This is a genomic window from Rhodococcus sp. SBT000017, from assembly GCF_003688915.1.
Taxonomy (GTDB): Bacteria; Actinomycetota; Actinomycetes; order Mycobacteriales; family Mycobacteriaceae; genus Rhodococcoides.
The window spans coordinates 50234-65081 of sequence record NZ_REFU01000002.1 but is presented as its reverse complement, the minus strand read 5'-3'; the positions used below and the strand labels follow the sequence as shown (position 1 = coordinate 65081).

The 14848-nt window shown below is 62.0% G+C and carries 12 protein-coding genes and 2 pseudogenes; 6 read left to right on the top strand and 8 right to left on the bottom strand.

Translation table 11 applies throughout. The annotated features are described in order from the left end of the window. Positions 1-109 precede the first annotated feature (109 nt). Positions 110-799, top strand: coding sequence for a DUF998 domain-containing protein (locus AYK61_RS21495; protein WP_121873021.1), 690 nt, complete (start codon positions 110-112; stop codon positions 797-799). 167 nt (positions 800-966) lie between these two features. Here AYK61_RS21495 and AYK61_RS21490 read toward each other — a convergent pair. After that, positions 967-2340, bottom strand: a pseudogene (locus tag AYK61_RS21490) (dicarboxylate/amino acid:cation symporter). A 318-nt stretch (positions 2341-2658) separates the two neighbouring features. On the opposite strand from AYK61_RS21490, the gene AYK61_RS21485 reads away from it, so the two are divergent. Both AYK61_RS21485 and AYK61_RS21480 read left to right on the top strand, forming a co-directional pair. Further along, positions 2659-3336 (top strand): vancomycin high temperature exclusion protein, encoded by a 678-nt coding sequence (locus tag AYK61_RS21485; RefSeq protein ID WP_121873020.1) that lies wholly within the window; start codon positions 2659-2661, stop codon positions 3334-3336. Then, the gene (locus AYK61_RS21480) at positions 3333-4034 is read left to right on the top strand and encodes an aminoglycoside 3'-phosphotransferase (protein ID WP_121873019.1); all 702 of its coding nucleotides are present in this window, start codon (positions 3333-3335) and stop codon (positions 4032-4034) included. The genes AYK61_RS21485 and AYK61_RS21480 overlap by 4 nt, the downstream gene beginning before the upstream one ends. A 14-nt stretch (positions 4035-4048) precedes the next feature. Here AYK61_RS21480 and ehuA read toward each other — a convergent pair whose 3' ends face one another. The 4 genes from ehuA to ehuB are packed head-to-tail and all read right to left on the bottom strand — an operon-like array spanning position 4049 to position 7116. Next, positions 4049-4810, bottom strand: coding sequence for an ectoine/hydroxyectoine ABC transporter ATP-binding protein EhuA (gene ehuA / locus AYK61_RS21475; protein WP_121873018.1), 762 nt, complete (start codon positions 4808-4810; stop codon positions 4049-4051). Positions 4811-4829: 19 nt separating this feature from the next. Then, a complete protein-coding gene (gene ehuD / locus AYK61_RS21470; protein ID WP_121873017.1) occupies positions 4830-5474 on the bottom strand; it encodes an ectoine/hydroxyectoine ABC transporter permease subunit EhuD in 645 nt (214 codons plus the stop codon). Beyond that, entirely contained in the window at positions 5471-6202 is a 732-nt protein-coding gene (gene ehuC / locus AYK61_RS21465; RefSeq protein ID WP_121873016.1) for an ectoine/hydroxyectoine ABC transporter permease subunit EhuC, read from the bottom strand. Before ehuC ends, ehuD begins: the two co-directional genes overlap by 4 nt. Positions 6203-6225: 23 nt before the next feature. Further along, positions 6226-7116, bottom strand: a complete 891-nt coding sequence (gene ehuB / locus AYK61_RS21460) for an ectoine/hydroxyectoine ABC transporter substrate-binding protein EhuB (protein ID WP_121873015.1) — start codon at positions 7114-7116, stop codon at positions 6226-6228. Between the two features lie 363 nt (positions 7117-7479). Here ehuB and AYK61_RS21455 point away from each other — a divergent pair, with 363 nt between their 5' ends. Further along, positions 7480-9075, top strand: a complete 1596-nt coding sequence (locus AYK61_RS21455; protein WP_237668957.1) for an ABC-F family ATP-binding cassette domain-containing protein — start codon at positions 7480-7482, stop codon at positions 9073-9075. Positions 9076-9090: 15 nt separating this feature from the next. On the opposite strand, the gene AYK61_RS21450 is transcribed toward AYK61_RS21455, so the two are convergent. From AYK61_RS21450 to AYK61_RS28305, 3 genes and pseudogenes are all read right to left on the bottom strand, one after another. Further along, on the bottom strand, positions 9091-10707 hold the full coding sequence (locus tag AYK61_RS21450; RefSeq protein WP_121873014.1) for an AMP-binding protein: 1617 nt from the start codon (positions 10705-10707) through the stop codon (positions 9091-9093). A gap of 21 nt (positions 10708-10728) precedes the next feature. Beyond that, positions 10729-11244: a hypothetical protein gene (locus AYK61_RS21445; protein ID WP_237668958.1), complete on the bottom strand. Its 516-nt coding sequence runs from the start codon at positions 11242-11244 to the stop codon at positions 10729-10731. Between the two features lie 76 nt (positions 11245-11320). Beyond that, positions 11321-11422 (bottom strand): annotated as a pseudogene (locus AYK61_RS28305) (DUF2786 domain-containing protein); the annotation flags it as partial. A gap of 1086 nt (positions 11423-12508) precedes the next feature. On the opposite strand from AYK61_RS28305, the gene AYK61_RS21430 reads away from it, so the two are divergent. After that, entirely contained in the window at positions 12509-13471 is a 963-nt protein-coding gene (locus AYK61_RS21430) for an isocitrate lyase/phosphoenolpyruvate mutase family protein (protein WP_121873010.1), read from the top strand. Further along, positions 13471-14811 carry an LLM class flavin-dependent oxidoreductase gene (locus AYK61_RS21425; RefSeq protein WP_183130482.1) on the top strand — a complete coding sequence of 447 codons (1341 nt, stop codon included), beginning with the start codon at positions 13471-13473 and terminating at the stop codon, positions 14809-14811. Before AYK61_RS21430 ends, AYK61_RS21425 begins: the two co-directional genes overlap by 1 nt. The last annotated feature ends 37 nt before the right edge of the window (positions 14812-14848 follow it).

The following is a 14848-nucleotide window of genomic DNA, read 5'->3' as shown; positions in this document are numbered from 1 at the left end:
TTTGCCGACTCCTGACTGCCGGTGTCCTGGGGACGTCACCGAGCAAAGGCGATCGTTCAGGCACCATGGAGCGTGGGCAGCCGACCGTGCCGTCCCAGAGGAGAGCGATGTGACTGTTCGACCAGCGAAGGTGGGCGCACTGACGATCGTGCTGGGCGCACTCGTGGTGCTGGTTCTCGATATCCACACTGCATGGCAGACGCCCTCCCATCTGCGTCGAACGATCAGCGAGTACGGACTCGGCGCGCAGCAGTGGGTGTTCTCGATCGGCGTCGTTCTGCTCGCTCTCGGTTCGGCGCTCACCCTCGCGTCCGCGATTCGACATCGCCTCACTCGGCCTGGTGCGACCGCTTCGATCTTCCTCACACTGTGGACCGTGGGACTCGTCGCCGTCGTCGCTGTGCCGAAGCAGGATTGGTCGAACGACGCCTCGCTCAGCATCGGCGGCACGATCCACCGACTGGGGGCAGCGGTGGCGTTCGTCAGCATCCCCGTTGCGGTGTTCGCGTTCTCTCGCCCGTGGCTTCGTGACGCTGTGTGGGCAGTGCGCGCCCGCGTGACCATGGGACTCAGCGCGCTGTCCTTTGTGACGTTGATGCCGATCGTGTACGCGCTGGCTGTGGGAGCAACCGGCTCGCGTCCTTGGTATCGCGTCGTCACACTCGGCTATGTGGAGCGGGTGCTCGTCGTAGCCGAAGTGATCGCGCTCATCTCGCTCGCCCTGTGGGTGTGGGCGGCAGAACGTCGGAATGCGGCCACGGAGTCGGCACAGGAGATCCGGTCCTCACAGCCTGTCTAGGGAACCGCCGACAACTCACGTATTGGCGATCGTACTATTTCGCCAGTGTGGAGGCGACGGACACCGACACCGCGGCCGCTGTCGCAGCGCTGTTGCCACCGCGATAGACGACGAATCCCGACGACCCAGTTGCTCGGTCGTCGGGAATCGCAGATCGAATTGCTCTGTCAGCGAGCGAGTTCCACTTCGGCTTCCTCGTCGACGAAGGGGTCGCCGTTTCGCGGAGCGTTGTAGCGCTCGAGGTCGAGGATTCCTTCGCGCTTGGCGACGATGGTCGGCACCAATGCCTGACCGGTCACGTTGACTGCGGTGCGACCCATGTCGACGATCGGCTCCACCGCGAGCAGCAGACCGACACCGGCGAGCGGCAACCCCAGGGTCGACAGTGTGAGTGTGAGCATCACCGTCGCACCTGTTGTTCCTGCCGTTGCCGCGGAACCGATCACGGACACCACGATGATCAGCAGGTAATCGGTGATGGTCAGATCGATGCCGTAGAACTGAGCGACGAAGAGCGCCGCGATCGCGGGATAGATTGCCGCGCAACCATCCATCTTGGTCGTCGCCCCGAGAGGTACCGCGAACGACCCGTACTCGCGCGGAACTCCGAGGTTTCGTTCGGTGACGCGCTCGGTGAGTGGCAGGGTTCCGATCGACGAACGCGAGACGAAGCCCAGCTGGGTGGCAGGTCACACTCCCGAGTAGAAGTTGCGCACCGAAAGGCCGTGCGCGCGAACGATCACCGGGTACACCAGGAAGAACACCACGGCCAGACCGACGTAGATCGATACTGTGAACACGCCGAGCGAACCGATCGCGTCCCAGCCGTAGGTCGCCACCGCGTTGCCGATGAGTGCGGCGGTGCCGATCGGTGCCAGCCGAATGATCCACCACAGCACCTTCTGCACGATGGCCAACAGCGACGCGTTGAACGCGAGGAACGGCTCGGCCTTCTTACCCACCTTGAGTGCAGCGATACCGATGGCAGCGGCAATGACCAGCAACTGCAAGATGTTGAAGCTCAGCGATGTGGTTGCGGTGCCGCTCTCGGCGACCGTGGTTTTCGCGCCGAGTGCGAGGAAGTTGTTCGGTACAAGTCCGGTGAGGAACGACCACCACGACCCGACATTCGACGGATCGCCGGCCGAGTCCGCTCCCGCGCTGGTACGCGAGCCGGGCTGCGCGACCAACCCGATCACGATGCCGATGATGACGGCGATGAACGCCGTGATGGCGAACCACCACAGCGTCTGGATCGCCAGACGGGCAGCATTGGTGACCTCGCGCAGGTTGGCGATGGAACTGACGATAGCCGTGAACACCAGCGGGATCACCGCGACGGTGAGCAGTTTGACGTAGCTCGAACCGATGGTCGACAGGGTGCCGACCAACCAGTTGTCGTTCCCGTCGGCGGCGTCGGGCATCGAGCGGGCGATGAGTCCGAGGACGACTCCGAGGACGAGTCCGGCAACGATTTGTGGACCGAATGCGGTTGCCCAGGTAGGGACACGGCGCGTTCGGGTAGCGCTGGGCGCAGACATGGATATGCCTTTCGAAAAGGAGAGGTGTCGCCAGGGATGGGCGACAGAGGTGCTCGTCGGCCGATGGGCCGATCGGAGGGGACGCGGTCTAAAGGACCGTCAACAGGTAGCGCTGGCTTGCAGACGCAAGTCGACATACCGTCGAGAGGTCAGCAGCGGATTCACTGATCGAACGGTACTCCGCCTCCGAACTGCGCAATCAAGCAGGGGCGGGCTCTGAGGGTTCACTGTGGAATCGGTATGGGTGCGCCTCGGCGATGCTCGGACGCCGTATTCGTGAGTTAGCTTGAGGTTTCTTCCCGCCGACGAAACGAGATCATGAGTACCGAATCGAAGCCCCGAGGACTGGCCGGACGACTCGTTCGTGCCTTCTGCGCGGTGGTCGCCGCCCTGGTTGCCGTCGTTCTGGCATCGGCCGGTTGGGTGGCGTACGCGACGGCGGGGAAGGTCTACGAAGTCGACGATGCGCCGGACGCGCCGGTGGCCATCGTTCTCGGTGCACAGGTGCGCGACGGCAAGCCGATGCGGTTTCTCTCCGGACGTCTCGACACTGCGATTGCCTTGATGGCGGCGGGGAAGGTCAAGGCAATTCTGGTCTCCGGTGACGCAGACGGCAACTCCGGCAACGAAATTCAAGCGATGACCGACTATCTGGTCGAGCATGGAATCGACCCCAACGTGATCATCGGCGACGATCACGGCATCGACACCTACGACACCTGTGCACGGGCGAAGGAGACCTTCGGGGTCGAACGCGGACTGATCATCAGCCAGCCCCTCCATGTGTCGCGTGCCGTGGCGTTGTGTGAGGACATGGATTTGGACGTCGACGGAGTCACGGCGGAGTGCATCGACTGCAACACCCTTGCGGTGGTGCGTAATTACGCGCGAGAGTTGCTGGCGCGCCCCAAGGCGGTACTGGATCTGTGGTCGGGTCGCGATCCCGTGGTGGTGTCGCCACCCGTCGATTCTCTCGCGAATGTCACGAACCGATGAGTGTGCCCGACGGCGACGTCCGGATCCCGACCGTGGTGCGGGAGTTGGCGGGGTCCGAAGACATCGAGCCGGTATGGTCGAATGAGCTGGGCGGGTTGACGTTTCGTCTCGGAGGGGAGCGGTACGTCAAATGGACGCCGGCCGAAACCTCGATAGATCTGAATGAGGAGGCACGACGCCTGAAGTGGGTGATTCGGTACAGCCCGGTGCCGAAGGTTCTCGAGAACGGTTCTGACCGTTCGGGTTCCTGGATGATCACCGAGGCCCTGCCGTGGGAGAGCGCGGTAGCAGATCGCTGGTTCGCAGATCCGGCACGTGCGGTCCGTGCGGCGGCGACCGGTCTTCGGGCCTTTCACGATGCAGTCCCCGTCGAGCAATGCCCGTTCGACTGGTCGGTGCGTACCCGAGTCGGCGATCGCGACCTGCCGGTCGATCCTCCGTCGATCGACAGGCTCGTGGTCTGCCACGGCGACGCCTGCATGCCCAACACTCTGATCGCCGACGACGGATCCTGGGCAGCGCACGTCGACATGGGTACGATGGGCGTCGCCGACCGCTGGGCGGACTTGGCACCGGCCATCTGGAGCACCGAGTACAACTTCGGGCGCAACTACCGTGAGGCATTCTTGGACGCGTACGGCGTCGAACTCGACCGCGAGCGCCTCGACTACTACCTGTGGTTGTGGGAATCGACCTGATTCGGCGATGACTCCTACTGTGAAAGAACAGCTTTCAGGAACCGCTGCGTCCGCTCCTGCTGTGGGTTGCTGAAGATGTCCTCCGGCGGGCCCTCTTCGAGGATCTTGCCCTCGTCGAAGACGAGAACACGGTCGGCCACGTCGCGAGCGAATCCCATTTCGTGGGTCACGATGAGCATCGTGATGTCTGTGGTCTCGGCGATGGTGCGCAGCACGTCCAGTACGTCGGCGACGAGCTCGGGATCGAGCGCCGATGTCACCTCGTCGAGGAGCAGGATGTCCGGATCCATGGCCAACGCCCGGGCGATCGCCACGCGCTGCTGCTGTCCGCCGGACAGCTTGGTCGGATGCGCATTCTCCTTGTCGGACAACCCCACCGTCTGCAGCAGCTCGCGCGCACGCTCGGTGGCCTCGGCCTTGCTCTTGCCGAGTACGTGAATCGGAGCTTCGGTGATGTTCTGCAGCACCGTCATGTTGGGAAACAGGTTGAACTGTTGGAAGACCATGCCGATGCGAGTACGCACTTTCCGAAGGTGCTTCTCCGACGCGACGACGAGCTTGTCGCCCTTGCGCTGATGCGTCAGCGGCTCGTCCTCGATCCAGATGACACCGTCGTTGACCTTCTCGATGGTCATCAACAAACGCAGAATCGTGGTCTTACCGGAGCCACTGGGCCCGATCAACGCGACGCGTTCGCCGCGGCGAACCTGGAAATCGAGATGATCGAGAACGACGTGGTCGCCGAACTGCTTGACCACCTTGTCGAACTTGATCATCGGCAGGGTGCCCGAATCGTCAGTAGGCAAGGGACTTCTCCAGTCTTCTGATGAGGATCGATGTCGGGTAGCTCGCCAACAGGAAGATGACGCCGGCCAACGTGATCGGCTCGAGGTATTGGAACGTGCTCGCGCCGTACTGCTGCGCCGCTGTGACCATCTCGACGACGGTGATCGCGAACAGGAACGGCGTGTCCTTGAACATCGAAATCGCGTAGTTGCCCAGCGCAGGCGTCGTGCTGCGCACGGCCTGTGGCAGGACCACCGCGCGCCACGTCCTGGTACTCGGCAGCGACAGCGCGCGCGCTGCTTCCCACTGTCCCGGTGGGACGGCGTCGATTCCGGCTCGGTACACCTCGGCCATGTAGGTCGAGTAGTGGATGCCGAGGACGGTGATACCGATCTGCAACGCAGAGAACTGTGGCAGTAGGTAGTACGCGAACAGCAACTGCACGATCAGCGGTGTCAGACGGATGAACTCGGTGACCATACGCAGTGGAACGGTGACGAACTTCGGTCCCGAGTGCCGTACTACCGCGATCACCAGACCGAGGGCCGCAGCGAGGACGAATCCGAGCACGGTGGCCAGCAGGGTGATCTTGAAGCCTTCGAGCAGGAATGGCAGGGCGTCCCAGGCGCGTTCCCAACTCCAGTCGACGCTCATCGACCCACCCCCACGTTCTGATCGACGCGTTCGGGCTCGAGACGCAGCACTTCACGCATCGACGGCCCGGATCCCAAGCGCCCCTTGGCCCGCACTTCGAGCAGGTTCATCAGCAGCGTGAGGATGTACGCGATGACGAAGTAGATGACAAGTCCGACACCGAAGGCGAACAGCGTGTCGCCGGTGGTGCGTCGCAGCTGGGTGATCTGGTACGTGAGGTCCTGCAGCAGAACGAAACTGGCGAGTGCACTGCCTTTGAGCAGCTGAATCAGCAGGTTCGTCAGCGGCGGAATCATCTGCACCCACGCCTGCGGGAACACGACGCGGTGCAGTCGTTGCCAGGGGGTGAAGTTCAGTGCCAACGCGGCTTCCCACTGCGGCTTCGCGACGGCGGCAATGGATCCGCGCACGACCTCGGCACCGTAGGCACCGTAGTTGAGACCGAGCGCGAGAATTCCACAGAACATGGCTTCGAGTTGAAAACCCAACAGCGGCAACACATAGAACAGCCAGAACAGCTGAACCAGCAACGATGTGCCACGGAAGAATTCGACGACGAAGCGAGCGGGTGCGCGTACGTACATGTGCCGGTTTCCCGCTGCCAGGCCCAGAAGTAGTGCCAGAGCGAAGGCGAGAGCGGCTCCGCCGAGGGTCAGATAGACGGTCGTGAGGATGCCTTCCTGGATTCGCGGCCACGAATCCAGGAAGGTCTCGATGTTCTCGTTCACGGGCGATCAGCCTGCAGCAGCGATCAGCCCTCGCAGAGCATAGCGGTGGTCAAGCTCGGATCCGGTAGCTCCTCGGCGGTGAAGCCGAAGTCCCCGACGATGTCGAGGTACGCGTCGGTGTTCGAGGTGATCTTCGCGAGCTCCTCGTTGTACGCGTCCAGCAGCTCCTGATCGTCGGTGCGGAACACGGTGGCACCGGCCCCCACCTGCGGCTCACCGTCGATCTCGGCGACGAAGGACTCGGTGACGTCCACCGGTGCGTCGGGATTGTTGGTCTTCATCCAGTTCAGCGAGATGGCCGTCAGGGCGAACACGTCGGCACGGCCGGAGGTGACGGCGTCCATACCGTCCTGCGGTGCGGCGACCTGCTGGCTCGAAATGCCCAGTGCCTCGGCGTAATCGGACTCGATAGCGCCGGTCATCGTGGCCAACTGCAGGCCACTGTCTGCCACGGACTGCATGTCGGTCAAACCTGCCGGGTTACCTGTCGGAACCATCAGTGCGGTGGTGTAGTTGAACTCCGGGTCGCCGAAGGCGGCCTGCTCGCAACGCTGCGGAAGGATCGACATTCCGGCGCTGACGACGTCGAATCGATTGGCCTGCAGGCCAGGGATCAGCGCGCCGAAGTCGGCATTGACACCCTCGACGGTGTCGATGCCGAGATTGCCGAAGATCTCGCGGTGCAAAGCGATTGTTGCGCCGGTCAATTCGCCGTTCTCCTCGAAGCTGTACGGCGCTTCACCGGCAACTCCGACGGTGATGGTGCCGGCGTCGCGCAGTGACTGCAGGCGATCGGCACCGTCGTCGGTGTTGGTGGAGGTACATCCTGCGAGGCTGCCTGCAACGAGTGCGGTACCGGCGAGGGTGGTGATGATCTTCTTCGTCGAGCCTGTGTTCAGCACAGTGTGTGCCATGCGTGGGGCCTTCCGGTTCTTGACTGCTCGAAAACCGGACCTGCGCCGATGTGCCGGGAGCGATACGCGCAACACTTCGGCCGGACCGGTTGCAGTCTTGTGTTCTGCGTGGGGATTGCTTTGTCCGAACTTGAACGTAGCACGGTGATTTGCCGAATTCGGTGTGAATGACCAGCACACAGCGTTGTCGGATTTGGCGGATCGACGTGTATCGCCACCACAGAGTGCGATTTCGCAGCGATGAGAACGAAACTGTAACGATGCGTCGTTCGATCGAAATCAGGTTGGAAACACGCCGACGCTAGAGTGAGCGCGCCCGGTTCGACGACTCAGCGGACCCGTGTTTTCAGGAGAAGTGAACGCTTGAGCTGGATTCGCTTGAACGACGTTGCCAAGGGATACGACCAGAAGGTGATGTTGCGTGAGGTGTTCTTCCGCCTCTCCGACGGCGACCGTGTCGGTCTGATCGGGCGCAACGGCACGGGCAAGACCACCCTGCTGCAGCTTCTTCTCGGGCGTGAGACTCCCGATACGGGAACGGTCGATGTCACCGAGGGCGCCCGGATCGGCTACTTCTCGCAGTTCTCGGAACTCGACGGCGATCGCAGCATCCAGGCGGAACTCGAATCGCTTTTCGTCGCTGTCCACGCGATCGAGGTCGAATTGGCCGAGGTCGAGGCCGCACTCGGGGGCGACCTCGACGAGAAGCAGATGTACAAGCTCGTCGATCGCCAAGCCGAATTGCTCGACGCCATGGAGAACAGCGGCGGCTGGACCTATCACCAACAGATCGACACGGTGCTCTCCATGCTCGGCTTCAACACGGAGCGGCGTGAACTGCCCGTCGATCGACTGTCCGGGGGCTGGCGCAACCGCGCGGCTCTGGCCAAAATTCTGATCGAAGCGCCGGATGTGCTGCTCCTCGACGAGCCGACCAACTTCCTCGACGTGGCCGGTATCGCGTGGCTCGAGCGCTGGCTGCGTGACTTTCGAGGAGCGCTTCTGGTCGTCTCGCACGACCGCGCCTTCCTCGAGCAGGTCGTCACCAGCATCGTCGAGATCGAGAACCATCACCTGCAGACCTACGACGGTAGCTACTCGGAATACGTTCAGCAGAAACAGTTTCGACTCAAGAACCTCGAGCGTGAGTTCAGCAACGAGCAACAGCTGCTGGCGTACGAACAGGAAGCGATCAGCGATCGCAAGGAAGCGGTGAAGAACCCCAGCGGGGTGCTCAAGCGTCGACTCGCGAACATCAAGAAGAGCAAAAGCCCGCGCCCGGTCGACACTGTGGTCACTGCGATCTACGGCGGACTGCACGTCCACGACAACCTGGCGGAGATCACGGGTATCTCCAAAGGCTATGGCGAGCAACGACTCTTCGAGAACATCTCGTTCACCGTGCATCGCGGTGACCGCATCGCCATCACCGGACCCAACGGATGCGGCAAGACGACCCTCGTCGACATCCTCGTCGGTGCCGAGCAACCGGACAGCGGCAAGATCAAGTGGAAGACCAAGGCACCGTCGTTCATCTACTACAACCAGGTGCTGGCCGATCTAGATCTCGACGACACCGTGTCGCATTCGGTCAATGCGATGCCGGGCAGCCTCGCACTGACCGCGACCAAGAAGGAAGTCCATCGCTTTCTGACCCTGCTGCAGTTCTCGGAGTTGGATCTCAAATCGAAGATCGGTGTTCTGTCCGGTGGCCAGAAGGCCCGAGTTGCTCTGGCGCAGTGTCTGTTGTTCGGCGCAGGGGTCATCGTGCTCGACGAGCCCACCAACCACCTCGACCTGCAGAGCACCCAGGTTCTCGAACGTGCCCTGATGGCGTTCCCCGGCGCGGTGATCTTGGTGAGCCACGACAGGTTCTTCGTCGAGAAGGTGGCCTTTCGCCAGTTGTCGTTCGACGGCAAGGGTGGGGTCACCGAAATCGCCGGCGTCCAGATGGCGTGATGGCCGGGTGTCGAACTACCCCTTGATCTTCGACGTCGCCGAGCCCCACTCCGCGTCGCGCAGCTCCTTCTTCCTGATCTTGCCGGTCGATGTTTTCGGCAGCTCGACGATGAATTCGACTGCACGCGGGGCTTTGTACGAGGCGATAGCAGATTTCACGTGCGCTACGAGGTCTGCCTCCGACGCGTCCGCGCCGGGTGCCAACACCACGAATGCCTTGGGCCGTTCACCCCACTTGTCGTCCGGTACCCCGATCACCGCGACGTCGGCAACGGCGGGGTGGCTCGCAAGTGCCTGTTCGACCTCGATCGTCGAGATGTTCTCGCCGCCGGAAATGACGACGTCCTTGGCGCGATCCAGTAGTTGAACGTAGCCGTCGGGATGCATCACCCCGAGGTCTCCGGAATGGAACCATCCGCCTGCGAAGGCCTGCGTCGTGCCTGCGGTGTCGTTGTAGTACCCCTTCATGACGTTGTTGCCGCGCATGACGATCTCACCCATTTCCGCGCCGTCGGGCTCGACGTCGATCAGTGCTCCACCCGGACCGGATCTTTCGCGTACCACGCGCAAGCGGTCGGCAGTGAGCATGCCGACTCCCTGTCGAGCCAAGCGTCGAGCCTGCTCGTCACCGTCGAGCTCGAGCCATTCCTGCTTCGGCTCGCACACCGAGTACGGACCGTAGGTCTCGGTGAGGCCGTAGACATGTACGAGCGTCGCGCCCAACGCACGGATCTTGCCGATGATCGTCGGGCTGGGAGGAGCGCCAGCAGTAACGATGGTCAGCGGTCGATCGAGCGAATGCGCCTCTGCCGCAGTGGCAAGAGTGGTCAGCACGGTCGGTGCCCCGGCGAGGTGGTCGACGCCGTCGTCGATGGCCGACCAGATCGCATCGCCGCGGACACCGCGAAGGCAAACATGTGTGCCCGACGCAGCAGTGATCGCCCACGTCGTGCACCACCCGTTGCAATGGAACATCGGCAGCGTCCACAGATAACGAGTATTGATCCCGAATCCCTGGTGGTGCAGTTCTCCGAGCGAATTGAGGTAGGCACCGCGGTGGCTGTACATGACGCCCTTGGGTCGACCGGTGGTGCCCGAGGTGTAGTTGATCGTGATGGTCGAGGTCTCGTCGTCGACCTCCCACTCCATCGGATCGTCCGAGCCACGTTCGAAGAAGGCGTCGTATCGAGTGGTGTGCGGCAGCTCGGCGTACGTGCCGTCGACGGAGGGTGTCTCGACGATCTCACGGACCGAGTCGGCGATCGGATCTGTTCCGAGTCCGGTCAGCAGGTCCGAATCGCCAACCAGCAGAACCGAACCGGAATGATCGCAGATGTAGCGAACTTCGGCGGGCGACAGTCTGGTGTTGATCGCGACCAGAACGGCGCCGGCCAGTGGAACCGCGTAGTGCGCGAACAACAGCTCTGCAGAGTTGGACGCGATGTAAGCCACTCGATCTCCGTGGCCGACACCCGACGCGCGCAGTGCGTGTGCGAGCCGGGTGACGTCGGCTGCGAACTGCTCGTAGGTGAATGTCCTCGGCCCGTCCACCACCGCGGTCTTGTCGGGGTGGACCTCCGCTGCGCGTTCGAGGAAGCGAAGGGGCGTCAGGGGAGTATCGAGACCGGTCATGGCAGTCAATGTAGCGCGCACTCACGAGGCCAGATCGGATTTGTCGAGACGTTCGCGCCCACCGGTAAGGTCCGCGCGTTCGGCGGCGGCCCGGCCGGCAAGCCAACCCTGTGCATTGTCGCTGCCGAACGTGATCGTTCTCGTCGATGGGTACCGGGCAGCGTACACACGGTCCACGGCATCGGAACGTTTCGCCAGGATGGGCACCAGAGCCGAACCGTGCTGCTGTGTTGCCGCCGCAGTAGCTCGCTTACGTGCGTCCTGCAGTCGTTCGCCGACTCGATGGGCGTATGCGATCAGGAATGCGTTGCGGAAGCTGCGTGTCCGCGCAGTCGGGGATTCGCCGACCTCGTCGAGTACGCGTGCCGATTGGACCAGTAGCGAGGTGTACAGAAGTTCACACAGATCGAGATCGACGGGCATGCCGATGACGGTGGCCAGCAAGTACTTCTTTTTCCACAGTGTCCTGGCGCCGTTTGCGCGACATACGCTGTGCAGCAGAGGAAGTTTGGCTTTGGAGTACGGATTGCTCACCATGATGCGTCGAGTGACGACATCGTCGATACGGGTTCCGAGGGTTCCCCGTATCGAGAAGCGCGCTGTCGATCGCGTAGCGCGTCATCAAATCCTGGGCCTTGGCCGATAACGCCTCGGCCTCGGCGGGGAATTGTGTCGACTCGGCCTTGGCCAGCAGCCCTCGGATTCTGCCGAGCATCTTCGAGTCCGTGGCTCGTCCGGGGCCGGTCGCTGCCGACTGTGCGGTCCATTGGGCCGGAGGAGGCAGGAGCTTGTCGAGGGGCAACAGCCACGTCGAGCAACCGAGTACGAGCAACAGGGTGTACCAGGACTGCGCCGACGTTGGGCGGTTGTACGACCGCCACCGCTGAAGGCGCTCTGCCGTCGTGCCCCCTGCGTAGTCGATGTGCAGCTAGGACAATTGATCACGCCAGGAATCCGGAGCGAGGCGTTCGGCCGAGCTTCGCTCCGCGTGTGCGCCGAAGGTCTCTAGCCAGTGAAGTGTTGTTGTGGCAGTCGATTTGACCGATTCCGGTCGCCAGCGTGGTGCTTGCCGATACGGTGGTTCGTAATGGTCGATCTTTGTCGGTGGCAGGTGTTCTGGTGCGATCCAGCTGGTTCGCCGGCGGATTTGGTCGACCATCCGGTTCTGGTCGGGTTGCCCACGCTGCCGGAGTGCGCTCGCAGGCATGGGACGCGTGCGGGGCAGCCGTTTCTTCTGCGGACGGATGGTCATTGCGTGCCGGAGGTCGACGTGTTCTTCGCTTCGCCTCGGATGCTTAGCTGCAAGCAGGGACGCTACGTAAGTATGTATTCACCCTCGCGACGTGGCGGGGCTTCCTCGACGCGATCGAATGCTGTTGGTATGAGGCAGATTCCGGCCAGACAGATACGTTCAAGTTTTGGAGGATGACTGTTACTGCGAACCCGGTACGGGTTGCAGGTGGCACCGTCAGGTCGGATCTGGTGGCGATCAGCACGTTCTACGAGTGGGCACACCGCACTTATGGTGTGACGAATCCGGTACTGCGGCAGGCAGTCCGTGGCCACAGAGGCAGAGAAGTGACTGCCGAGGCATATCAGGCGACTCCGCACATCTCAAGATTGCATGCCGGCCCGGCCGTCTGTGCGCGGACTGGGCCCTAGCGGCGGATTCGTTGATGGACAACCAATCCCACGGTTGAACCACCGGTAGGTAAAATCTCGATAAAAGACCACTCGTACGGTTTACGAGACCTGTTCGTTGTGCTTAGTATTGGCTTCTGCTCGAATTCACGCCCCGGACATGTCAGCTATGCCACGTCCGCGCCAACGTTCGCAGAAGGGGGGCTCAGTGGAGCCTGTTTCAAATTTGGAGAGATCCGGACTTCTACGTAAAGCACTGAAGGACAACGGGTTTTGCCGAATAATCGAGGTGCACAGTCCGGCTGCAGCAATCATTGCCGAACGTTCGCGCGGCTCCAATCGAGAGTTCGATGGTTTCTGGTCGAGTTCACTCACAGACTCGGCGTTGCGTGGGTTGCCAGACACCGAGTTACTCGATCCGCGATCCCGGATCGAATGGGCAACAGCGACCGTCGCTCTGACCAAGAAGCCCCTGATCATCGACGGTGATACCGGAGGGCGATGTGAGCACTTCGCGTTCAGCGTCCGGCACATGGAACGGGAAGGCCTGTCTGCAGTAATCATCGAGGACAAGGCAGGCGAGAAGCGGAACTCGTTGCTCTCCGGCGACGATCTGCACACAATGGCGGGTGTGGACGCGTTCGCCGAAAAGATCGCCGTCGGGAAGGCCGCGCAGGCCAGCGATGGCTTCATGGTCATCGCACGCCTCGAAGGCCTGATCACGGGCTTGCCGAGAGAGGAGATTCTGGCTCGTGCCGCCGCGTACGTCGCCGCAGGTGCCGATGGGTTGGTCGTTCACAGCCGGAGTTCGGACGAAAACCTGGTCATCGGCCTTGCGCGTGAGCTTCGGGTCAGGCATCCCGATACACCGCTCGTGGCGATTCCAACGGCTTATCCCGGCACCGGCGAGGACGAACTGATCAGGGCTGGAATCAATCTCGTCATATACGCGAATCAGATGTTCCGTGCATCGTTACTTGCGATGGAGTCTGTCGCACAGTCTATCCTGGACAACGGTAGGGCGCTTGAAGCCGAACCACACTGTCTTGCAACACATGACCTGTTACATCTTACCGAAGGGCTGCACGAGTCGAGGGGTCCCGAGTTCGCGAGGGTTCTCTGATGGCCCAGCGACGTGAACGAATGGTGCTGGGAGCGTACCTTTCGTATGGAACCGGGCACCATGCGGCGTCATGGCGTCATCCCACTACCAGCGTGGATTCGACCAGAAGCTTCCGCCATCACGTACGGATGATCGAAACCGCAGAGCATTACGGCTTCGATCTGATGTTTCTCTCGGATGCACCTGCTGTGTTCAATGACGACCGCGGGGGGCGGGGCGGTCGCGTGGCATCGTTCGAGCCGATGACACTGATGAGTGCCCTGGCGACACACAGTCATGACATCGGCCTCGTCGTCACCTCGTCCACTACCTACAAGGAGCCGTACAACGTCGCACGCGAGTATGCGAGCCTGGATCTGATCAGCGGCGGCAGGGCGTGCTGGAATTTGGTGACCACCTCTAAGCTTGCGGCGGCACGCAACTTCGGCTTACCGGCGCATCCCGAGCACGCATATCGTTATTCGCGCGCAGAGGAATTCGTCGACGTGGTGCGGGAGCTCTGGGACACATGGGAGGACGACGCGTTCGAGTCCGACAAGAGTTCGGGTTTCTTCTACGATCCGCGCAAAAGGCACCCCGTTCGGTTCAGGGGGTCTGTGTTCGACCTCGATGCGGAGCTGAATGTACCCAGGCCACCGCAAGGTCATCCGATCCTCGTACAGGCAGGTGCTTCGCATGCTGGGCGTCAGTTGGCCGCTCGCACCGCAGATATCGTATTCACTGCTCAGACCGATATTGAGTCGGCAGTTGCGTTCACGGCCGACATCGATGAGCGAGCATCAGGCTTCGAGCGGAACGATTCTGCGGTGATCGTATTGCCTGGTTTGACAACCTATTTGGGAAAGACCGACGCCGAGGCGTGCGAGAAGGTCGCTGAACTGCAGGCTCTCATCGAGCCCGAGTTCGGGATCAGTATGCTCTCCGATTTGGTCGGCGGCTTCGATCTGAGCGGCTGCGACCCGGAAGGTCCGCTGCCGGTGCTACCCGCGAGCAACGCCAATACCAGCCGTCGCAAGCTCATCGAGCACTTGGCGTACGAACGGGGCTGGAACATCCGAAAGTTGTACGAACACATGACCACATCCCGAGGGCACCTCACTCTTGTGGGCAGTTACGACCATGTGGCGGACGAAATCGAACGGTGGTTCGTTCGCGGAGCGGCAGATGGATTCAACGTGATGCCGCCGTTGCTTCCTGACGGATTGTCTGAGTTCGGTGAACACGTCGTCGGACGGCTCGAGCGACGTGGGCTCTTCGACGCGGAATACGGGCCGGGAACGCTGCGGGAAAAGCTCGGATTGCAGCGGCCGGTCGGCAAGCGCGTTCACGCAGAGGCGTGAACTTCTTTCCACAACAAAAAAGTACGAATTTTCGATA

Coding starts and splice junctions, on each gene's coding strand:
- AYK61_RS21485 (WP_121873020.1), top strand. CDS start 2,659: ATGAGTACCGAATCGAAGCCCCGAGGACTGGCCGGACGACTCGTTCGT.
- AYK61_RS21480 (WP_121873019.1), top strand. CDS start 3,333: ATGAGTGTGCCCGACGGCGACGTCCGGATCCCGACCGTGGTGCGGGAG.
- ehuA (WP_121873018.1), bottom strand. CDS start 4,810: ATGATCAAGTTCGACAAGGTGGTCAAGCAGTTCGGCGACCACGTCGTT.
- ehuD (WP_121873017.1), bottom strand. CDS start 5,474: ATGAGCGTCGACTGGAGTTGGGAACGCGCCTGGGACGCCCTGCCATTC.
- ehuB (WP_121873015.1), bottom strand. CDS start 7,116: ATGGCACACACTGTGCTGAACACAGGCTCGACGAAGAAGATCATCACC.
- AYK61_RS21450 (WP_121873014.1), bottom strand. CDS start 10,707: ATGACCGGTCTCGATACTCCCCTGACGCCCCTTCGCTTCCTCGAACGC.
- AYK61_RS21445 (WP_237668958.1), bottom strand. CDS start 11,244: ATGGTGAGCAATCCGTACTCCAAAGCCAAACTTCCTCTGCTGCACAGC.
- AYK61_RS21430 (WP_121873010.1), top strand. CDS start 12,509: ATGTCAGCTATGCCACGTCCGCGCCAACGTTCGCAGAAGGGGGGCTCA.
- AYK61_RS21425 (WP_183130482.1), top strand. CDS start 13,471: ATGGCCCAGCGACGTGAACGAATGGTGCTGGGAGCGTACCTTTCGTAT.